Origin of the sequence: Hydrogenophaga sp. PBL-H3, assembly GCF_010104355.1 — a bacterium.
GTDB lineage: Bacteria > Pseudomonadota > Gammaproteobacteria > Burkholderiales > Burkholderiaceae_C > Hydrogenophaga.
On sequence record NZ_CP044972.1, the window covers coordinates 1,146,589 to 1,165,240 of the forward strand.

The 18,652-nt window shown below is 63.9% G+C and carries 19 protein-coding genes and 1 pseudogene; 5 read left to right on the forward strand and 15 right to left on the reverse strand.

Annotated elements, in window-relative coordinates:
• Nucleotides 1–15: 15 nt before the first annotated feature.
• A pseudogene (locus F9Z44_RS05555) lies at nucleotides 16–318 on the forward strand (ATP-binding protein); the annotation flags it as partial.
• Nucleotides 319–363: 45 nt separating this feature from the next.
• On the opposite strand, the gene F9Z44_RS05560 reads toward F9Z44_RS05555, so the two are convergent.
• The 10 genes from F9Z44_RS05560 to F9Z44_RS05605 all read right to left on the reverse strand — a co-directional run bounded on the left by F9Z44_RS05560 (nucleotide 364) and on the right by F9Z44_RS05605 (nucleotide 10,267).
• Entirely contained in the window at nucleotides 364–1,314 is a 951-nt protein-coding gene (locus tag F9Z44_RS05560; RefSeq protein ID WP_056272090.1) for a PdxA family dehydrogenase, read from the reverse strand.
• Nucleotides 1,311–2,363, reverse strand: a complete 1,053-nt coding sequence (locus tag F9Z44_RS05565) for a TRAP transporter substrate-binding protein (RefSeq protein WP_056272088.1) — start codon at nucleotides 2,361–2,363, stop codon at nucleotides 1,311–1,313. Before F9Z44_RS05565 ends, F9Z44_RS05560 begins: the two co-directional genes overlap by 4 nt.
• 75 nt (nucleotides 2,364–2,438) lie before the next feature.
• Complete coding sequence (locus tag F9Z44_RS05570; protein WP_159604288.1) at nucleotides 2,439–3,887, reverse strand: NAD-dependent succinate-semialdehyde dehydrogenase; 1,449 nt, start codon at nucleotides 3,885–3,887, stop codon at nucleotides 2,439–2,441.
• A gap of 14 nt (nucleotides 3,888–3,901) precedes the next feature.
• Nucleotides 3,902–4,657 (reverse strand): SDR family NAD(P)-dependent oxidoreductase, encoded by a 756-nt coding sequence (locus F9Z44_RS05575; protein ID WP_056272082.1) that lies wholly within the window; start codon nucleotides 4,655–4,657, stop codon nucleotides 3,902–3,904.
• A 52-nt stretch (nucleotides 4,658–4,709) separates the two neighbouring features.
• Nucleotides 4,710–5,885: an NAD(P)/FAD-dependent oxidoreductase gene (locus F9Z44_RS05580; RefSeq protein ID WP_159604290.1), complete on the reverse strand. Its 1,176-nt coding sequence runs from the start codon at nucleotides 5,883–5,885 to the stop codon at nucleotides 4,710–4,712.
• On the reverse strand, nucleotides 5,885–6,136 hold the full coding sequence (locus F9Z44_RS05585) for a 2Fe-2S iron-sulfur cluster-binding protein (protein ID WP_236574267.1): 252 nt from the start codon (nucleotides 6,134–6,136) through the stop codon (nucleotides 5,885–5,887). Before F9Z44_RS05585 ends, F9Z44_RS05580 begins: the two co-directional genes overlap by 1 nt.
• Nucleotides 6,137–6,246: 110 nt before the next feature.
• A complete protein-coding gene (locus F9Z44_RS05590; RefSeq protein ID WP_159604294.1) occupies nucleotides 6,247–7,467 on the reverse strand; it encodes a cytochrome P450 in 1,221 nt (406 codons plus the stop codon).
• A gap of 25 nt (nucleotides 7,468–7,492) precedes the next feature.
• Complete coding sequence (locus F9Z44_RS05595; protein ID WP_236574268.1) at nucleotides 7,493–8,527, reverse strand: 2Fe-2S iron-sulfur cluster-binding protein; 1,035 nt, start codon at nucleotides 8,525–8,527, stop codon at nucleotides 7,493–7,495.
• A gap of 7 nt (nucleotides 8,528–8,534) precedes the next feature.
• Nucleotides 8,535–9,011 (reverse strand): aromatic-ring-hydroxylating dioxygenase subunit beta, encoded by a 477-nt coding sequence (locus tag F9Z44_RS05600; RefSeq protein WP_159604296.1) that lies wholly within the window; start codon nucleotides 9,009–9,011, stop codon nucleotides 8,535–8,537.
• Complete coding sequence (locus F9Z44_RS05605) at nucleotides 9,008–10,267, reverse strand: aromatic ring-hydroxylating oxygenase subunit alpha (protein ID WP_159604298.1); 1,260 nt, start codon at nucleotides 10,265–10,267, stop codon at nucleotides 9,008–9,010. The genes F9Z44_RS05600 and F9Z44_RS05605 overlap by 4 nt, the downstream gene beginning before the upstream one ends.
• A gap of 152 nt (nucleotides 10,268–10,419) precedes the next feature.
• Between F9Z44_RS05605 and F9Z44_RS05610 the strand changes: the two genes are divergently transcribed.
• On the forward strand, nucleotides 10,420–11,190 hold the full coding sequence (locus F9Z44_RS05610) for an IclR family transcriptional regulator domain-containing protein (RefSeq protein WP_236574269.1): 771 nt from the start codon (nucleotides 10,420–10,422) through the stop codon (nucleotides 11,188–11,190).
• A gap of 154 nt (nucleotides 11,191–11,344) precedes the next feature.
• Here F9Z44_RS05610 and F9Z44_RS05615 read toward each other — a convergent pair whose 3' ends face one another.
• Nucleotides 11,345–11,497 (reverse strand): DNA-binding protein, encoded by a 153-nt coding sequence (locus F9Z44_RS05615; protein ID WP_159604300.1) that lies wholly within the window; start codon nucleotides 11,495–11,497, stop codon nucleotides 11,345–11,347.
• 426 nt (nucleotides 11,498–11,923) lie between these two features.
• Here F9Z44_RS05615 and greB point away from each other — a divergent pair, with 426 nt between their 5' ends.
• A complete protein-coding gene (gene greB / locus F9Z44_RS05620; protein WP_159604302.1) occupies nucleotides 11,924–12,487 on the forward strand; it encodes a transcription elongation factor GreB in 564 nt (187 codons plus the stop codon).
• Here greB and F9Z44_RS05625 read toward each other — a convergent pair whose 3' ends face one another.
• From F9Z44_RS05625 to F9Z44_RS05640, 4 genes are all read right to left on the reverse strand, one after another.
• Nucleotides 12,488–14,746, reverse strand: coding sequence for a RelA/SpoT family protein (locus F9Z44_RS05625; protein ID WP_159604304.1), 2,259 nt, complete (start codon nucleotides 14,744–14,746; stop codon nucleotides 12,488–12,490).
• Nucleotides 14,747–14,892: 146 nt separating this feature from the next.
• On the reverse strand, nucleotides 14,893–15,096 hold the full coding sequence (gene rpoZ / locus F9Z44_RS05630; RefSeq protein WP_069047262.1) for a DNA-directed RNA polymerase subunit omega: 204 nt from the start codon (nucleotides 15,094–15,096) through the stop codon (nucleotides 14,893–14,895).
• A 28-nt stretch (nucleotides 15,097–15,124) separates the two neighbouring features.
• Nucleotides 15,125–15,745: a guanylate kinase gene (gene gmk, locus F9Z44_RS05635; RefSeq protein ID WP_159604306.1), complete on the reverse strand. Its 621-nt coding sequence runs from the start codon at nucleotides 15,743–15,745 to the stop codon at nucleotides 15,125–15,127.
• 2 nt (nucleotides 15,746–15,747) lie between these two features.
• Entirely contained in the window at nucleotides 15,748–16,680 is a 933-nt protein-coding gene (locus F9Z44_RS05640; protein ID WP_159604308.1) for a YicC/YloC family endoribonuclease, read from the reverse strand.
• Between the two features lie 60 nt (nucleotides 16,681–16,740).
• Between F9Z44_RS05640 and F9Z44_RS05645 the strand changes: the two genes are divergently transcribed.
• Together F9Z44_RS05645 and F9Z44_RS05650 are read left to right on the forward strand one after the other, a co-directional pair.
• On the forward strand, nucleotides 16,741–17,748 hold the full coding sequence (locus F9Z44_RS05645; protein WP_056272041.1) for a serine/threonine protein kinase: 1,008 nt from the start codon (nucleotides 16,741–16,743) through the stop codon (nucleotides 17,746–17,748).
• Nucleotides 17,745–18,644: a PP2C family protein-serine/threonine phosphatase gene (locus tag F9Z44_RS05650; protein WP_056272039.1), complete on the forward strand. Its 900-nt coding sequence runs from the start codon at nucleotides 17,745–17,747 to the stop codon at nucleotides 18,642–18,644. The genes F9Z44_RS05645 and F9Z44_RS05650 overlap by 4 nt, the downstream gene beginning before the upstream one ends.
• Nucleotides 18,645–18,652 lie beyond the last annotated feature (8 nt).

The following is an 18,652-nucleotide window of genomic DNA, read 5'->3' on the forward strand; positions in this document are numbered from 1 at the left end:
TGTGTGGAGTCCTCGGACCTGCTCGTGCTAGATGACCAGTCTCTGGCCCGGCGCATCGCCGACATCAGCGACGAACTCCTCTATGCCATCGTTCACCAGCGCTACAACCTGCGCCGCGCCATCGTCATCACCTCAAATCTTTTGGTGCAGGACCTGAGCAAGTACCTGGCCGACGTCACCATGGCCACCACCATCCTTGATCGACTGATACACCGCTGCTCGACGCTGGGGTTCGAAGGCAAGAGCTACCGTCTGAAGCAGTCCGCCTCACGAATCGCGATCGCACCCGAACAGTCGGAATTCGAACGACTTTGTTAGCGCAGTTTGGGTTGACCATAGGAGGAGACTGTCAAATTTAAGAAGTCACTCGCTCAGCGTGGAGTTCAGCAGGTAAATCGTGCGAAGCAAGGCCTCGGGACTGGCAATTCCCTTGCCGGCGATGTCCATGGCACTTCCATGCCCGACACTGGACAGCACGACGTTGCCTCCCACGCTGAGGGCACTTGCGGCGTGGGGCGCCAGCAACTTGATTGGAATGTGACCCTGGTCGTGGAAGACGGCCACATAGAGATCGTGCTGCCTGTTTGCCAACAGCGTGTCTGCGCCTGTGGGCCCACTGACATGGTGGCCTGCTGAGCGCAGCTGCGCCACCGCAGGCACCATCAAGCGAGCGTCCTCCGGTCCGAAAAGCTCACCTTCGGATGCGTGTGGATTGATACCGAACATGCCGATGCGAGGCGTTTCCACGCCCAGCCGCTGACACGCGACGATGCCTGCCTGAGTGGCGCGCACGATCAGGTCGGTGCTCAGACGATCAAGTGCTGTTTGAACGCTCTCGTGGAGCGTGACGTGCACGATGCGTAAGCCCGCCCCCACCAGCATCAAGAAAACGGAGTCGGCAGATTGGCCGCACACACGCGCCACAAGAGAGGGGTACCCGCTGAACGCTATACCTGCCTGCGTGATCGCTGTCTCGTGGTGAGGACAGGCGATCACGGCGTCGAACTCGCCAGCCTGCGCAGCCTGAATGGCCGCCGTAGCGCTGGCCACCGACGAGGCGCCAGCGGCCGCGTCGATGCGACCAGGTACAGCTGCAGCCGGATCGAGGGCGCCTACCTCGTTGCAACGAACACCATCTAGCATCCCGCTAAGGTTCAATTGCTCGGCGCAGCGGCGCAGCACCGAATTCGGGCCGAACAGCGTAATACGGTCGCGCTCAGACTCTGTCAGAGTGGCAAGTGCCTTTAGCGTGATCTCCGGTCCGATGCCGTTCGGATCGCCGATCGAGATGGCCAGGCGCGCAAGGCCGCTCATGCAGCCTTTGGTTTATGTTTGGCAATGAGCGCCTTTGCGCCAGCCAAGAGCTTGGCACCGTCCTGCCCGCGCTTGTCCATCTCCTGGACCCATTCGCTGGCGATGGTGCCAGTCAGTTTGACAAACTCGCTGGTTTCCGATTCGCTGAACACGTGTACCTTGTTGCCTCGATCGGTCGCCATCTTGCGACTGATGGGGTCATGATCTTGTTGCACCTTGCCGAACCAAGCCGAGGTTTCCAGGCCCGAGTTGTCGTCGATCACCTTTTTGATATCCGGAGGCAACGATGTATATTTTCTTTTGTTCATCACCATCACAAACGCCGTGTTGTAAAGAGCTGGCTTGCCGGGCGCGAACTCGCTGTGGTGCTGAACAAGCTCATGCACCTTGACCGAAGGAATCACTTCCCAAGGCAAGGCTGCGCCGTCAATGACGCCTTTGGACAGCGCGTCTGGAATCTGTGGCAGCGGCATGCCTACCGCGGATGCTCCTGCTGCTGCGAGCAACTTAGTCGCTTGGCGGGTCGGCCCTCGCATCTTCAGGCCGCGCAGGTCGGAAGCGCTGTTGATGGCCTTGCTTTTCGAGTGCAGCACTCCTGGACCATGGGTATGAAAAGCGAGTGGTTGGACGTCCTTGAACTCATCGCTGGCGTGGGTTTCGAGGTACTCCCAGGCGGCACGCGACGCTCCGATGCCGTCCATGGTCATGAACGGCAGTTCGAACACTTCGGTCCGAGGGAATCGACCGGGGGTAAGTCCAGCCAAAGTCCATACGATATCGACAACACCATCCCGTGCCTGGTCGAAAAGTTGACTTGGTGAGCCCCCCAGCTGCATGGCAGGAAAGCCCTCGAAGCGGATACGTCCGCCCGAGTCGTTCTCCACTTTCGACATCCATGCCTTGTGTGCATTGAGATAGACATTCGAGGTCGGCGCCATGAAGGTATGGAACTTCAGGGTTACCACTTGCTGGGCGAAGACGCCAAGGGTGGGGGCTCCAAGGGAAGCGGCTGCCGCCGCCGATTTGATGAGGGTTCTGCGTTGCATCATGAGGTTGTCTCCTGGATTGAAGGGAAAGGCGGGTCCGGCCCCCCGGGCGGTGCTGGCTTCTTGTAGTACTGGTGATCAAGCAGGGCTTGCCTGCGAAACGAATTTAGTGACGAGGTAGCCGTCGAAGGTTTCGCTGCCGCCTTCGCTGCCGATGCCGCTGTCCTTCACGCCACCGAACGGCGTCTCGGCCAGCGTGATGCCGAAATGGTTCACGTTGACCATGCCCACCTCGAGGCCGTTGACCATGCGCTCCGAGGTCTTGATGGAGCCGGTGAAAACGAAACCGGTGAGGCCGAAGGGCAGGGCGTTGGCGCGCTTCAATACCTCGTCGGTGTCCTTGAAGCGCGTGATCGGCGCGACCGGACCGAAGGGTTCTTCGACCATCAGGCGCGCGTCGTCGGGAATGTCGGTGAGGATGGTGGGCGGGTAGAAGTAGCCAGGGCCAGCGAGCCGCGTGCCGCCGCTGGCCAGCTTCGCGCCACGCTCCAGCGCATCGGCCACCAAGCCTTCCATGGCATCGACCCTGCGCAGGTGCGCCAGGGGGCCCATCTGCGTGTCCTTGTCCATGCCGTCGCCCACCTTCAAGCCACCGTAGGCTTTCGTGAAGGTGTCGAGAAAGCGGTCGTACACCTTCTCCTGCACGAAGAAGCGGCTGGGTGCAATGCACAGCTGCCCCGCGTTGCGCGCCTTGAAACGCGCCAGCAGATGGGCCGCGTCGTCCACGTCGGCGTCGTCGAACACCACCACCGGCGAGTGCCCGCCCAGCTCCATGCTGATGCGCTTCATGTGCAGGCCGGCGAGCGACGCCAGCTGCTTGCCCACCGGCACCGAGCCGGTGAACGATACCTTGCGCGAGATCGGCGAGCGGATCAGGTGGTCCGACACCTCGGCCGGCACACCCCACACCACGTTGAGCACGCCCGGGGGCAGACCCGCGTCGTGGAACATGCGCGCGAGCGCGATCACCGCGCCCGGCGAATCCTCTGGCCCCTTCAGCACAAGCGTGCAACCCGCGCCGATCGCCGCCACCATCTTGCGGATGGCCTGGTTAAACGGAAAGTTCCAGGGCGTGAAGGCCACGCACACGCCCACGGGCTCGCGCAGCACCAGCTGGCGCACGTGGGGCAGGCGTGCGGGGATCACGCGGCCATAGATGCGGCGGCATTCTTCGGCGTGCCACTCTGCGTGTTCGGCACAGGTGGTCACCTCCAGCAGCGCCTCGCTCAGCGGCTTGCCCTGGTCGAGAGTGATCTGGCGGGCGATCTGCGGTGCGCGTTCGCGCGTGAGCTCGGCCACGCGGCGCAGCACCTTCGAGCGCTCGAGCGGCGAACTCTTGCGCCAGCTCTCGAAGGCGCGTTGCGCCGCGTTCAGTGCGCGGTCAAGGTCGTCGCGGCGCGCGTGCGGCAGCGAGCCGATCACCTCGCCGTTGGCGGGGTTGATGATGTCCTGGTGTTGGCGGTCGCCGCCTTCGATGAATTCGCCATCGATGTAGAGGAAAGGCTTGCCGTATGCGGTGTCGGTCATGGTGAGTCAACCGATCAGATGAATACCGAGCCACCGTCGACGGCGATGGTCTGGCCGGTGATGAAGCCCGCGCCGTCGCTGGCTAGGAAGAGCAGGGCGCCCACCAGGTCTTCAGGCACCTGGTCGCGCTGCAGCGAGCGGCTGGTCTTGCGCACCACGTCGCCCATCTTGCTGTGCAGGTCGTTGTCGAGCACACCGTCGCTCAGCGTGAAGCCCGGGGCAATGGCGTTGACGGTGATGTCGTCCTTGCCGAGTTCGCGGGCTAGCGAGCGCGTGAACGCGATCACCGCGCCCTTGCTGGCCACGTAGTGCAGCATGTTGGGCGTGCCCTTGATCGGCGTGGTGGACGCGATGTTCACGATGCGGCCGAACCCGTTCTTGCGCATTTCGGGCACGACCGCTTTGGCGCACACGAAAGGCCCCAGGGTGTTGACCTCCATCACCCGCATCCACTCGGCGTCGCTGATCTGGTCGAACGGTTTGAGCGTGAGCGTGGTGAACAGGCCGGCGTTGTTCACCAGCACGTCGAGCCGGCCGAACGCCTTCACGGCCTGTTCGACCATGCCCGCCACGTCGGCGGGCTTGACCACATCGGTCTGCGTGCCGATGGCCTTCAGGCCCTGGGCACTGAGGCGTTCGGCCGCTTCGACGGCACCGCGCAGGTCGGCGATGACGACCTGGTGGCCCGCGCGCGCGAGGGCTTCGGAGAAGGCGAAACCGATGCCGCTGGCGCCGCCAGTGACCGCGATGACCCGGGATGCTGCTGTCATGTGTTGTCTCTTTCTGTGGGAAGGTGTGGATGTCGAATGGGACTGAGGGAGCTCAGGTCGGTGCTAGCACCGGCGCGAGGGCCGTGCGCGCGCGCATGTGGGCGGCAGGGTCGTTGAGGGATTCGACGGCGCTGAGTTGATCGCCGCGGTAGCGCAGCACCGAAAAGCGGCCGCTGGCCGGATCGCCCTCGATGTCGCTGCGGTCGCCCGGCGCGGCCAGGCCGGCCATCTGCAGCCGGCAAGGGCCTTGCTCGCTCCAGAACCAGGGCACCTTGGCGTACGGCAGGGGTTGACCGCACAGGCGCGCGGCGATGCAGCGCGCCTGGTCAACGGCGTTCTGTACCGACTCGATGCGCACGCGGGAGCCGCCATCGGCCGCGAACGGAAAGTTCGCGCAGTCGCCGAGCGCGGAGATGGCGGCGTCGCTGGTGAGCAGCAGCTCGTCGACCTCGATGCCATTGCCCACCGCCAGCCCGGCGTCGCGCGCCAGCTGGTCGTTGGGCGTGACGCCTACCGCGATCACGATGAGGTCGGCGACGATGCGGCCACCGCCGTGCAGGCGCAGGCCGGTGGCGCGGCCGTCCTCGCCTTCGATGGCGTCGAGCTGCGTGTTCAGGTGGAATTGCGTGCCCTGGGCTTCGTGGAAGGCTTGCAGGTGTCGCGCCATGGGCTCGGAGAGGGCGCGCAGCAGGGGCCGTGCCGTGGCCTCGATCACCTGCATCGGCAGGCCCTGGCCGCGCGCCACGGCCGCGAGTTCCAAGCCAATGAAGCCGGCGCCGACCACGGCCACCGAGCGCGCGCGGGCCAGTTGCTCTCGGATGCGCCGCGCGTCCTCCAGACCGCGCAGCACGTGCACGCCGGACAACCCCGCTCCGGGCACGCACAGGGTGCGCGCGGTCGCGCCGGTGGCCAGCACCAGGTGGTCGTAGGGCAGGGTCTGGCCGCTGGAGAGGTGCACGCCACGCGCCGCGCGGTCGATGCGCGCCACGCGCGTGCCGCCGAGCACGCGGGCATCGATGCGCTGGTAGAACGGGGGCGGGCGCAGCAGCAGGCCGGTGTCGTCCACCTTGCCTTGAAGGAAGGCCTTGGACAGCGGGGGGCGCTGGTAAGGCAGGCCGGGCTCGTCGCCGACCAGGGTGATGGGATCGGCATAACCCGAATCGCGCAGCGAGGCCGCGAGCTGGAAGCCGCCCTGCCCGGTGCCGACGATGACGGTGCCGTGGGCCATCAGACCTGCCGCTCCGGGATGTGCATGATCAGTTGGTCCACGCCGGGCGCCAGCGCGAGCTGGCAGCCCAACCGGCTGTGTTCGCGGCGCTCGCCCGCGGCGCTGGCCAGCATTTCGTCCTCGACGTCGCTGATGGGCGGCAGGAAGCCGATCGAGGCCGGGTCCACGTACACGTGGCAGGTGGCGCACATGGCGGAGCCGCCGCACTCGGCGACGATGCCGGGAATGCCGTGGCCGACAGCGGTCATCATGACGGTAGCGCCGGGACTGGCGGGCACGGCTTCTCGGGAGCCGTCGGGTTGTACGTAGACGATCTGGGGCATCGTGGGTTTCTCTCTTCTAGTTCGAATGGGGCGGGATGTCAGTGCACGGCGGCCAGCAGCGGCTCGACCGTCACGGGCATGCTCTTGAGCCCGCGCACCGTGTTGTTGAAGTGCTGGACCGGTTCGCCGTCGAGGCGGATCGAGGCCACGCGGCGGGCCAGTGCGGTGAGCACGATCTCGCCTTCGAGGCGCGCCATCATCTGGCCGGCGCAGCCGTGAATGCCCGTGCCGAAGGCCATGTGGCCGGTGGCGCGGCGGGTGATGTCGAAGCGGTCGGCTTCGGGCCAGCGGCGCGGGTCGCGGTTGGCCGAGGCGATGAACACCACGATCTTCTGGCCCTGCTTCACGGTGATGCCGCCGAGTTCCACGTCCTGGGTGCTGGTGCGGTAGAAAGAGTGGAAGGTGCTGTCGTAGCGCAGTACCTCTTCGAGTGCCTGGCGCGCCAGCGAGGGGTCGTCGCGCAGCAGGGCCCATTGACCGGGGTTGCGCGCGAAGCTGGTGAAGGCGTTGCACAGGGTGAACACGGTGGTGTCCAGCCCGGCGGAGAGCAGGGTGCGAACCAGCATGCCGGCCTCGTCGTGGCCTATCTCGCCCGCGTCGGCGGCGGCGAACAGCTGGGCGCCCAGGCCGTCGGGCGTGAGCGCGTCGCGCTGGCAGACCTTGGCGATCCAGTTCACCGCTTCGCCCGAGCTGTTCATTCGGTCTTGGAAACGCTCGTTGATCGGGCCGAATCCATTGAACACCATGTCACCGTAGGGCAGCAGGTGCTCGCGCCCCTCGGCGGGCAGGCCCACCGCGTCGCCGAAGGCCTTGATGGGAAAGGCCTCGCACAGTTCTTTGGCGGCGTCGAACGAGCCGCGTTCCACGAGCTCGTCGACCATGCGCGCGGCCACGTCCTCGAAAGTGGCGCGCAGGCGTCCGATCGATGCGGGCGAGAGCACGCGCGCCACCACCTTGCGGGTGCGGCTGTGGTGGGGCGGGTCTGCTTCGAGAATGATGCTGGGCTTGCGCCAGGGCGTCTCGGTGTGGAAGTTGGTAAGGCCCACGCCCGCGCTGGAACAGAAGATGTCGGGCTGAGACAGGATGCGCTGCACTTCGTCGTGGCGTGCGACCGCAAGCACGCCGTAGCGCTCCAGCCAGGCCCAGGGGCCGAGTTCGCGCAGCTGCTCGTAGTGGGGATAGGGGTTGGCCAGCACCTCGGTGGCGTACGGGTCGAAGTCGCTGGTGGGAACGTTGTCGTAGGGGTTGGGATGGGTCATGGAATGGCTCTTCTTCGGGTGTGCTTCAGTCGGTCAGCGCGGAGGTGCGGGGCTGGGCCACCACGAACGCGTCGCAGAAGAACGCATCGGGCGGCAGGCCGCGGGTTTCGACGAAATCGCTGCGCGCCGCGCTCACCATGGCAGGCGCGCCGCAGGCGTAGACCTGGTGGCCGGCAAGACTGTCGTGGTCTTGCAGCACGGCCTGGTGCACGAAGCCGGTGCGACCGCTCCAGCCGGCCTCGGGTTCGGAGATCACGGGCACGAAGCGCAGGCCGGCCTGCTCTCCCCAGCCGCGCGCCAGGTCGAGCAGGTACAGGTCCTTCTCGGTGCGCGCGCCCCAGTAGAGTGCGATCTCGCGTGCCTGGCCCCGGCGCAGGCCGTCCTCGACCATCGACTTGATGGGTGCGAAGCCGGTGCCGCTGGCGAGCATCACGATGGGCGCGGTGCTGCCCTCGCGCAGGTGAAAGTCGCCATGCGGCAGTTCGACCCGGAGGTGGTCACCCACCTTGAGGTCGTGCGCGAGCCAATGCGAGAACGCGCCGCCTTCCAGCATGCGGATATGCAGCTCGGCGCCATCGTTCTGGTGCGGCGGGTTGGCCATGGAGAAGCTGCGGCGCTGGCCGTCGGGCAGCAGCACCTGCAGGTACTGGCCGGCCTTGAACTTCACCTTCTCGCCCGCCGGAAAACGCAGCTTGAGGCGCGCCACGTCGCTGGCCAGAAAGTCGATGCGCATGACCCTGGCGGCGAGCTGGCGGCGCGCGTTCGGATCGGTTTTCTCGATCTGGCGCGGTTCGATCTCGATGTCGGTGAGCGGGCGCGCCTGGCAGAACAGCACCTGTCCGTGCGCGATCTCGTCCGCCGTGAGCGTGTGCTCACCCGCCGCGCCGGGGTTCACCCGGCCCGAGACGACGCGGCCCTTGCAGCTCGCGCACACGCCCGAGTTGCACGAGAACGGCATCTCGTAGCCGGCCTGTCGCACTGCGTCGAGCACTGTCTGACCAGCGGCGCAGGGGATGGCGGTGGCCATCCCGGCGATGCGTATGAGGTGCGGGGTGCTCACGGCTTGCTCACAGGGGAATGGCCAGCAGCGTGTCGATGTTGTGGCTGTCGCAGACCACCACACGGCTGGCCAGGCGCAGGGTATCGCCTCCATCGATCACCAGCTCGTCGAGGTAGCGCCCGGTGGCGAAGAGGCTGGTCTCGCCGCCACGCATGATGCGCACCACCACAAACGGGGTTTCGCTGCGGCGCCCGCGCGGCGTGTCCTCCAGCAGGGAGGGCAGGCCCACCAGGTGGCGGTAACGTTGTTTCTCGTAGACGTTGGCGGTGCGCAGTGAGAGCACGCGGTCGTTGAGCATGGCGCGCGAGTCGGCGTAGATCAGGCTGGCTTCCATGCCTTGCGCATGGTTGTCGGCGGTGGTCACGCGGTAGAGGCAGTGTTCGGTGAAGAGCTGCGTCCAGGCTTCGAGCTCGTCGTTGTCGATGCAGCGCGCACAGTGCGCGTTGAGCGCCAACGCGCCCGTGGTGTCGATGGCCACGCTCATGAATCCGCCCCCATGTGGAAGCGGTAGGCCTTCCAGAAGCCGCGCACCGAGGCTTCCGTGGTGCGGCTGCTCTGCGAGCGCACGCTGTCGCCGCCCATCTCGACGATGGCTTCCTGCGCGCCAGCGGAGGCAATGCCGCGTTGCACAAAGCCGCCCACAGCGCCGTCCTCCATCGATACGAAGCCGGCCGGCCCGATCAGGTTGGACTGCTTGTGGCGCATGGTGCGCAGCTCGGGTGTGTCGTCCTGGAAGCCGAGGTACACCCAGTTCAGGGCGGTGGTCTCCAGGCCTTCGGGCAGCACCTGGCGTACCGCGATGGTGTTCTGTATCTGCGCCAGCACGAAGCCCGGAAATACCGAGAGGATCTGCAGCGTCACGCCATCGCCGAACTCGTCTATTCCTTTCAACAGCGTGGCGTCCTCGAGCTTGAAGTCGTCCTTCTCCGAACGCAGTTCCTCGGTCTTGTAGTCCTCGCCATTTTCGGCGATGGGGTCGATGGCGGAGAAGCTGATGTGGTTGCCGCCACATTCGCTCACCACCACGCCGCCCTTCTGCGAAAGGCGGTTGAGCCGGAACGTGGTGAAGAACACGTGCAGCAGGCTCGCGTGGTACGTGTCGCGCACGTTCTCCACGTAGAGCTTCCAGTTGTTGGGCAGCGTCTGCTTGAAGCGGCCGAGGATCTGCACCGGCTTGTGCAGCACGCGCGAGATGCCGCGCGCGATTTCCGGGCCGAGGTAGTCCTCCAGGTCGGGCACGTCGTCGCTCAGGCTGCCAAATACCAGGCCACAAAACACACTCGTTCTCAATTTGCGCGGACCATGACTCTTCATGCAGAAAGCAGGGTCCATGCCGCCTTCTCCGTTTACGCCGTTCTGGAACGCGATGCCCTTGAGGTTGCCCTGGCGGTCATAACGCCATGCGTGGTACACGCACTGGAAGTCACGCGCGGTGCCGCCGTCGTCCAGGACGATCAGTGCGCCGCGGTGCGAGCAGCGGTTCTCGAACGCGTACACCTCGCCGTCGCTGTCGCGCGCCACCACCACCGGCATGCGGCCGAGGAACGTCGTGCGGTAGCCGCCGGGTTGTGGCAACTCGGCTTCGAGACACAGGTAGTTCCAGGTCGCGCCTTCGAAGATGCGCTGTTGCTCGGCGTCGAGCACGGCCGGTTCCTGGTACAGGTGGTATGGCACGCGGGTGAGGTTCCCAGGTGGCCAGAAGGTGAGGGGTGCGTTATTCGCAGGGGCGGTGACGCTCATGATGCAGTGGGGTTCTTGCCTTGGAAGAATTCGGATAACGAACTTTTGACCGTTTGGTGAACCGCGACTGTATTTTTTGAGTTGATGAAGGTCAACAAAATCCGGCAAAATGTTCGAATACCGAACTTATTCAACTTCGAGTGGGGCCGCAAATGGACGATGAAGCGCGTGCAGTTGACAAGGAATACGTCATGGGTCTGGAGAAGGGCCTACTCCTGATCGAGGCCTTCGGCGTCAGCAATTCGCCTCTGACGCTGACTGAAGCGGCCGATATCACAGGCCACAGCAAGGCCTCGACTCGCCGCGCCCTGCTTACCCTCGTCAAGCTAGGCTACGCGCGAGCATCGGGGCGGCATTTTTTTCTCGAGCCGCGCACCTTGCGGCTGGTGCACGCCTACGTGAACTCTACGCCCCTGACCAAGGTGGCGCAGCCCATCCTGGAGATCACGAGTGAGCGCACGCGCGAGTCCGCGTCGCTGGCGGTGCTGGACTCGCAGTTTGTCGTTTTCGTTGCACGTTCAACTCAGCGGCGCAGCTTGTCTTTCGGTCTCGGTATCGGCGCGCGATTGCCCGCCTATTGTTCTGCAACCGGGCGAGTGCTTCTCGCGGGTATGTCAGACGAGGAGGTTGAATTCCGCCTTGAGCGAATGAGTCGCCAGGCGATTACGCCGAAAACAAAGACTGACGTGGCGGCACTGATGAAGGAGGTGCAGGCTGCGCGCGAGTGCGGTTATTCGATGAGTGACGAAGAGCTGGAAATTGGCTTGCGTTCCATTGCCGTGCCGGTGCGCAATGGAAAGGGTGAGTTGCTGGGGGCTATGAGTCTTTCCGTGGCCACTTCGCGCATGTCACGCGACGATGTCGTGAACAAGTTGATGCCAGAACTTGAAGTGGCACGAAGGACGTTTGCACTGCAGTTGTAGAGCCGCCTGTTGGCTTCCGTTGAAAACTGACGCCCTGTAGAGCGGCAGAGATCAGTCGAACTCAACACGACGTATCCAGATCGTCCAAATGGAATGATCAACTTGCGCAGAAAGGGGCTCTGACCGACCTTGCGGCACGTGAATGGTGAAGTCTTCAAGGCGGCGGCGCCGGCGCGGATCCGCGACCGAGGTGCGTGCGCACGCGCTCGATCGTGGGCCGCTCGCGTTGGGCGAGCACGCCGTCGGCCACGGCCCAAACGTCATCGACTTGGACGCCCCGGGAGGCTCTCGTACTTTTCGTTGGCATCGCCCTGCTCCGTGCTGTAAATTACTCACGATAAGATATATTTATCGACACCTATCTCCCTGACAGCTCACAAGGAGCGGGCGGATTTTTGTCGCTTCACAACACTCACCGGGCGCCTGCTCACGCTACAGAAAACGTTTGCGCCCCGGTCGCAGAAACTGATCGATGTGACTTCGCACGCAATTTCTCTGCGGGACTTTTGCGGGACTGGGCTCTGAAATACATGTCTAAACAGGGTAGTTTTGGTACAATGAGCGGTCACAGAGTCTATATAAATCAACATCTTACAGATGATCTGGTAGCTACGAACCAAGGGGTCGTGGGTTCAATTCCTGCCAGCCGCACCAAACAAAAAACCCGCAGCCACAAGCTGCGGGTTTTTTCATTTCTGCCGCTGAAAACGCAAGCCGGCGGCGAAGGGTCACCATGAGCAAGGCATTCACCAAGGAGTCCGACCAGGACGAGGATGACGATCTTTCGCCAGTGGCACCGGTGCCCGGCGGCAAGAACTACATCACCCGCGCCGGATACGACCGCCTGCGCGCCGAGCTGTTCACGCTGATCGACGACGAGCGCCCCAAGATCGTCGAGATCGTCCACTGGGCCGCCAGCAACGGCGACCGATCGGAAAACGGTGACTACCTTTACGGCAAGAAGCGCCTGCGCGAGATCGACCGGCGCATCCGGTTTCTCACGCGCCGGCTGGAGATTGCCGAGGTGGTCGATGCGTCGCAGCACTTCGGAGGCGACCAGGTTTTCTTTGGGGTCACCGTGACCTACGCCGACGACGCAGGCACTGAAACCACCGTCACCATCCTGGGCGTCGACGAGGCGGACAGCGCGCAAGCTCAGATCAGCTGGGTGTCCCCCGTGGCGCGTGCGCTGCTCAAGGCGAAGGTGGGTGACGTGGTTCGCCTGATCGTGCCCGGTGGGGCGCAAGAACTCGAAGTCCTGGCGGTGAGCTACCCTGCGCCGTCCGGCGGCACCTGATCAGGCCTTGACGGGCTTGAAGCGCTGCGCCTTGATCACCGAGGTCGTGCGTTTGAGGCTGCGCAGCACATCGGCCAGGTGCTGGCGGTCGCGCACCGAGACTGAGAAGCGGATGTCGGTCGCGGTCTGGGCGGGCTCGTCGCCCATGTCCACGTGGGTGATGTCGGCCTCGGCCGACGCGATGCTGGACGCCACGCGCGCCAGAACGCCTTTGCCGTTGGTGACGGTGACGATCACCGTTGTTTCAAACGAGCGCACGGGCTCGTCGGCCCATTCCACTTCCAGGAAGCGCTCGCTGTCGCGCAGCAGCAGGCGTTTGCCGGTCGGACATTCCTCTGCGTGGACCACCAGACCCTCTCCGCGGCCCAGGTAGCCCACGATGCGGTCGCCCGGGATGGGCTTGCAGCACGGGGCGTACTGCACAGACAGACCTTCGCTGCCGTCGAGCGTGACCACGCCCTGCGAGGCCGATTCGTCGCGACCGCTGGCGTAGCGCTCGGTGCTGATCAGCAATGCATCGGGTTTGAGCCCCATTTCGGACAGGAGCACGGCGAGCTTCTTGCCCACCATGCTGGCGATACGCTTGCCCATGCCGATGTCGGAGAGCAGCTCGTCTCGCGTTTTGTTGCCGGTGAACCGGAGCAATTTTTCCCAGGTGCTCTGGTACTCGCCGTTTTCGGCGGGCAGGGCTGCAATGCCTTCAGATCTCAGCGCCTGGCTCAGCATGCGCTCGCCCAGTTCGTGCGACTTCTCCTGCGCCACTGTCTTGAGGTGGTGGCGGATCTTGGAGCGGGCGCGGCCGGTCTTGACGAACGAAAGCCAGGTTGGATTGGGTTCGGCATTCTCGGCGGTGATGATCTCCACCACGTCGCCGTTGGCCAGTTCGGTGCGCAGCGGGCGCTGCTCGCCATTGATGCGGGCCGACACGGTTCGGTTGCCCACGTCGCTGTGGATGGCGTAGGCAAAGTCCATCACCGTGGCGCCGCGTGGCAGCGCCATGATCTTGCTCTTGGGCGTGAACACGTAGACCGCGTCGGGGAAGAGATCGATCTTGATGTGGTCCCAGAACTCACCCGCATCGTGGGTTTCCTGCTGGATGTCCAGCAGTGACTGCAACCACTGCGTGCCCAGACGCTGCGACATGTCGCTGCCGGGCTCGCTGGCTTTGTACAGCCAGTGCGCGGCGACGCCGGATTCGGCCACCACATCCATGGCGTGCGTGCGCAGCTGAAATTCGATGTTGGTGCCGAACGGGCCGATCAAGGTGGTGTGCAACGACTGGTAGCCATTGACCTTGGGAATTGCAACATAGTCGCGGAATTTGCCCGGCAGCGGTTTGTAGAGCTGGTGCAGCACGCCGAGCCCGGTGTAGCAATCGGTCAGCTCGGGTACCACGATGCGAAAGCCATAGACATCGGTCACCTGCGAGAACGACAGGTGCTTGTTGTCCATCTTGCGGTAGACCGAATAGAGCGTCTTCTCGCGGCCCATGATGCGCACGCTCATGCCCTGGCGAGCAAACACGCTCTCCACCTCCTTCTGTACGCGTGAAATCAGGTCGCGGCGGCGGTTGCGCGACTTGTTGAGCGCCTTGGACAGCACCTCGTAACGCCAGGGGTGCAGAAAACGGAAAGCCAGGTCCTGCAGCTCCCGGTAAGTAAAGTTCAGACCGAGGCGGTGGGCGATCGGCGCATAGATCTCCAGTGTTTCGCTGCTGATGCGTTGCCACTTGCTGCGGGGCATGTCCCCCATGGTGCGCATGTTGTGCGTGCGATCCGCCAGCTTGATCAGGATGACGCGCACGTCCTTGGCCATGGCCAACAGCATCTTGCGAAACGACTCGGCCTGGTTTTGCTCGCGGGTGTCGAATTCCAGCTTCTCCAGCTTGGTGAGGCCGTCCACCAGTTCGGCCACCGGTGCGCCAAAGCGCTCGACCAATTCTTCCTTGGTCACGCCGCAGTCTTCGATGGCGTCGTGCATCAAGGCCGACATGAGTGCCTGCGCGTCAAGCTTCCACTCGGCACACTGGGCGGCCACCGCAATCGGGTGGGTGATGTAGGGATCACCGTTCTTGCGCAGCTGGCCGAGGTGCGCTTCGTCCGCAAAACGGTAGGCCTGCCGGATGCTCTCGATGTCGCCTGGGCTCAGGTAATCCAGTTTCGCGAGCAAGCCGGCGAAGCTGGCTGCGGCTGCGCTGGCGGCTGGATGCGCCTGGTCGTCCGCAGAGAAAGAGGAGCCACTGTCGGCCATGGTGATCATCCCGGTACTTTAGCGTGAGATCACATCCACTGCCGAGGGGCTGATCCCCGCTTCGCCAATGTCGGAGATAGCGAATTGGCAGAACGGTGTCGGGGCGAAAAAAAACACCGCGTTGCGGTGTCTTTTCGAGGAGGCTGCAGCTCAGGTCAGAGCGGCACCTTCTTGAGCATTTCCAGGCCGACCTTGCCTTCGGCAATTTCACGCAGGGCGGTCACGCCAGGCTTGTTCTTGCTCTCGATCTTGGGGGCATGGCCCTGGCTCAGCATGCGCGCGCGGTAGGTGGCAGCCAGCACGAGCTGGAAGCGGTTGGGGATTTTTTCCAGACAGTCTTCGACGGTGATGCGTGCCATGGGCGGGCTCCAGTAAACGGGCTTGAGATCAGAGGATGTTGAGCGCTTTGAAGGTATCGCCGCGGGCGATACGCTGGGCGGCGAACTTGAGCCGCTGGGCATGGACGATGGCCTTGAGGTCAAACAGGGCCCGCTCGAACAACTCGTTGATTATAACGAAGTCGAATTCCTGGGCGTGCGCCACCTCGGTGGCTGCGTTTTCCAGGCGCAACTCGATCACATCGGCCGTGTCCTCTGCCCGACGCTCCAGCCGCGAGCGCAACTCCTCCCAACTGGGTGGCAGGATGAAGATCAGCACCGCGTTGGGAAAGATGCGCTTGACCTGGATCGCACCCTGGAAATCGATCTCAAGCACCACGTCGGCACCCTGCGCCATGCGCTGCTCGATGGCCATCTTGGACGTGCCGTAGCGGTTGCCATGCACCATGGCCCACTCCAGGAACGACCCCTGGATGACCATCTGGTCGAAGGTTTCCTTGCTGACAAAGTAGTACTCGCGGCCGTGCAGTTCCTGGCCCCGGGGTGGGCGGGTGGTGTGCGAGACCGAGGGCACGACGCGCGAGTCGAGTTCCATCAAGGCTTTCACCAAACTGGACTTGCCGGCCCCGCTGGGGGCTGCGACGACAAACAGGTTTCCGGGGTATTCCATGCTCACTCTATGTTCTGTACCTGCTCGCGCATCTGCTCGATGAGCACCTTCATGTCCACCGAGATGCGCGTGAGTTCCAGGTTGGACGACTTCGATCCCAGCGTATTGGCCTCGCGGTGCAATTCCTGGATCAGGAAATCCAGTCGTTTGCCCACTTCGGCCCCCTTCTTGATCAACCGCTCGATTTCGGTCAGGTGCGAGTCAAGCCGGGTGAGCTCTTCCGCCACATCGATGCGGATGGCGAATGCCGTGGCTTCGGTCAGGGCGCGGTCGTTGGCCATGTCGGACGTGACCGCGTTGCCTGTGGCCGACGGTCCGCCGGCCGCCAATGCCTCGTTCCAGCGGTCGATGAAGCGCTGGCGCTGTTGGGCCACCAGTTGTGGAATGAGCGGCTGCGCGTCTTTGGCCAGTTGCCTGAGTTGAACCAGGCGGTCCAGCAGCATGGCTGCCAGGCGCTTGCCCTCGCGCTCGCGTGCCTCCATGAGGTTGTTGATGGCCATGTCGGCCAACGACTGCAGCCCCTCGTTGAGCTCGCCCGGATTGCCTTGCTGGCGCGAGGTGAGTTGCAGCACTTCGGCCACCGACAGAGGGCTTGCGGTAGGCAACCAGGCGCGCACGTTGTCCTGGAGGCCAACCAGTTTTTGCAGTTCGAGCGGGCTGGGCGAGCGCGGCATGGCGTCGCTGCGACCTTCAATCCAGGCGCGCACCTCGACCTTGCCGCGTTTCAGGCGTGAAGTAAGGAGCTCGCGCAGGGCAGGCTCCGATCCGCGCAAGTCGTCCGGGAGCTTGAAGGTGAGGTCGAGAAAACGGCTGTTGACCGAACGAATTTCCAGGCCCAGACCAGGCTTGGCATCGCGCGCTGGCTCTGCGCTGGCGGCCGTCGCAGGCCCGCCCAGGTGGGCCGTTGCATAGCCGGTCATGCTGTAAACTGCCATTGCACTTTGCCCGTCAGGTTGAGTGGTCCAAAACGAGGCGTTCCGGAAACCATCCGAATTATGTCAAAGGTCAAACCCGCTCCGCTTCCGCCGGACACCGTGATCGGTGGCTACCGCATCGTTCGCAAACTGGCAGCTGGTGGATTTGGTGTTGTTTACCTTGCTGTGGACACCGAAGGCCAGCAGGTCGCGGTCAAGGAATACCTGCCTTCGTCGCTCGCCTCGCGTGGCCCCGGCGAGTTGCTGCCCCAGGTGCAGCCCGAAAAGCTCTCTCTGTACCGCCTGGGATTGAAAAGCTTCTTCGAGGAAGGTCGGGCGCTGGCACAGATTTCACACGCCTCGGTGGTCAGCGTGTTGAACTTCTTCCGCGAGAACGAGACCGTGTACATGGTCATGAACTTCCTGGAAGGCGCCTCGCTGCAGGAATTCATCATCACGGCGCGCGAGCAGAAAAAACAAAAGGTCTTCCGCGAATCGACCATCCGCTCACTGTACGACGAGGTGTTGCGCGGCCTGCGCATCGTGCACCAGCACAAGATGCTGCACCTGGACATCAAGCCGGCCAACATCTTCGTGACCGACGACAACCGCTCGGTGCTGATTGACTTCGGCGCCGCCCGCGAGGTGCTGAGCAAAGAGGGCAACTTCATTCGTCCGATGTACACCCCCGGTTTTGCCGCACCCGAGATGTACCGCCGTGACTCAAGCATGGGCCCGTGGACCGACATCTACGCGATCGGCGCCTGCATCTACGCCAGCATGCAAGGCTATCCACCGAACGACGCGCCGCAACGCCTGGAGAAAGACCGCCTGTCGCTGGCGTTGTCCCGCCTGCGCGGCGTCTACTCCGACAACCTGATCGAGGTGGTCGAATGGTGCATGTCGCTGGATCCCTTGTCGCGTCCGCAATCGGTGTTTGCGTTGCAGAAGGAACTCAGCCGCGAAACCGAGCGCAGTTACACCAAGCTCACGGTGGCCGAAAAGATGCGTCTGCAGTTTGACAACATCGTCTCGGACAACAAGAAGGTCATGCGCAAATCCACCAACGCCGGCACCAAGTTTCGATGAAATTTTCGGTCTACCAGATCAGCCGCCAAGGTGGGCGCGAGCGCAATGAAGACCGCATGGGCTATGCCTACACCCGTGAATCCGGGCTTTTCGTGCTGGCCGACGGCATGGGGGGGCACCCCGAGGGCGCGATGGCTGCCCAACTGGCCCTGCAGACCTTCTCGGCCTACTTTCAAAAAGCGGCGAATCCCACGGTGAGGGAAGTGCCCGAGTTCCTCTCCAGCGCGTTGATGGCCGCGCACCACCAGATCATTCGTTACGCCGCTGAAAAAGGCATGCTCGACACGCCGCGCACCACGCTGGTCGCGTCCGTCATGGAGCGGGGCCACGTGTACTGGGTGCACTGCGGTGACTCGCGGCTGTACGTGGTGCGCAACGGTGAGATGCTCACCCGCACGCGCGACCACTCCTACATGGAACAGCAGGCGCATCTGGGGCGCGCCACCGAGCACATCAACCGCAACATCCTGTTCACTTGCCTGGGCTCACCCGCCAAGCCCGTGTTCGACCTGTCGGGTCCGGTGCAATTGCTGCAGGGCGATCGTGTGCTGCTGTGCTCCGACGGCCTCTGGGGCACGGTGACCGACGAGGAAATCACCTCCGAGTTGTCCAAGCGGCCTCTGGAGCAGGCGGTGCCCGAGTTGGTGGAACTCGCCCTCAAGCGGGGCGGCCCGCGCTGCGACAACGTGACTGTGCTCGCCATGGAATGGGAGACGGCCGACGAGTTCCAGAGCACCCGCGTGTCCACCGAGGACATCGAAGACGGCGTGTTCGCCTCCACCATCCAGTCGGGCACGCCCGACTCGACCATGGAAGATCTGGACGACGCGGCGATCGAACAATCGATCGCCGAGATCAACGAAGCGATTCGCCGCACGGCCGAACGCAACACCTGAGGTTTCCC

Bases quoted from the DNA above. Each gene is read 5' to 3' on its own strand.
- F9Z44_RS05610 (WP_236574269.1), top strand. From the start codon at position 10,420: ATGGACGATGAAGCGCGTGCAGTTGACAAGGAATACGTCATGGGTCTG.
- F9Z44_RS05575 (WP_056272082.1), bottom strand. From the start codon at position 4,657: ATGACAGCAGCATCCCGGGTCATCGCGGTCACTGGCGGCGCCAGCGGC.
- F9Z44_RS05560 (WP_056272090.1), bottom strand. From the start codon at position 1,314: ATGAGCGGCCTTGCGCGCCTGGCCATCTCGATCGGCGATCCGAACGGC.
- F9Z44_RS05605 (WP_159604298.1), bottom strand. From the start codon at position 10,267: ATGAGCGTCACCGCCCCTGCGAATAACGCACCCCTCACCTTCTGGCCA.
- F9Z44_RS05650 (WP_056272039.1), top strand. From the start codon at position 17,745: ATGAAATTTTCGGTCTACCAGATCAGCCGCCAAGGTGGGCGCGAGCGC.
- F9Z44_RS05565 (WP_056272088.1), bottom strand. From the start codon at position 2,363: ATGATGCAACGCAGAACCCTCATCAAATCGGCGGCGGCAGCCGCTTCC.
- F9Z44_RS05580 (WP_159604290.1), bottom strand. From the start codon at position 5,885: ATGGCCCACGGCACCGTCATCGTCGGCACCGGGCAGGGCGGCTTCCAG.
- F9Z44_RS05615 (WP_159604300.1), bottom strand. From the start codon at position 11,497: ATGCCAACGAAAAGTACGAGAGCCTCCCGGGGCGTCCAAGTCGATGAC.
- F9Z44_RS05585 (WP_236574267.1), bottom strand. From the start codon at position 6,136: ATGATGACCGCTGTCGGCCACGGCATTCCCGGCATCGTCGCCGAGTGC.
- F9Z44_RS05625 (WP_159604304.1), bottom strand. From the start codon at position 14,746: ATGATCACCATGGCCGACAGTGGCTCCTCTTTCTCTGCGGACGACCAG.
- gmk (WP_159604306.1), bottom strand. From the start codon at position 15,745: ATGGAATACCCCGGAAACCTGTTTGTCGTCGCAGCCCCCAGCGGGGCC.
- F9Z44_RS05570 (WP_159604288.1), bottom strand. From the start codon at position 3,887: ATGACCGACACCGCATACGGCAAGCCTTTCCTCTACATCGATGGCGAA.
- F9Z44_RS05645 (WP_056272041.1), top strand. From the start codon at position 16,741: ATGTCAAAGGTCAAACCCGCTCCGCTTCCGCCGGACACCGTGATCGGT.
- F9Z44_RS05600 (WP_159604296.1), bottom strand. From the start codon at position 9,011: ATGAGCGTGGCCATCGACACCACGGGCGCGTTGGCGCTCAACGCGCAC.
- F9Z44_RS05590 (WP_159604294.1), bottom strand. From the start codon at position 7,467: ATGACCCATCCCAACCCCTACGACAACGTTCCCACCAGCGACTTCGAC.
- rpoZ (WP_069047262.1), bottom strand. From the start codon at position 15,096: ATGGCACGCATCACCGTCGAAGACTGTCTGGAAAAAATCCCCAACCGC.
- F9Z44_RS05640 (WP_159604308.1), bottom strand. From the start codon at position 16,680: ATGGCAGTTTACAGCATGACCGGCTATGCAACGGCCCACCTGGGCGGG.
- greB (WP_159604302.1), top strand. From the start codon at position 11,924: ATGAGCAAGGCATTCACCAAGGAGTCCGACCAGGACGAGGATGACGAT.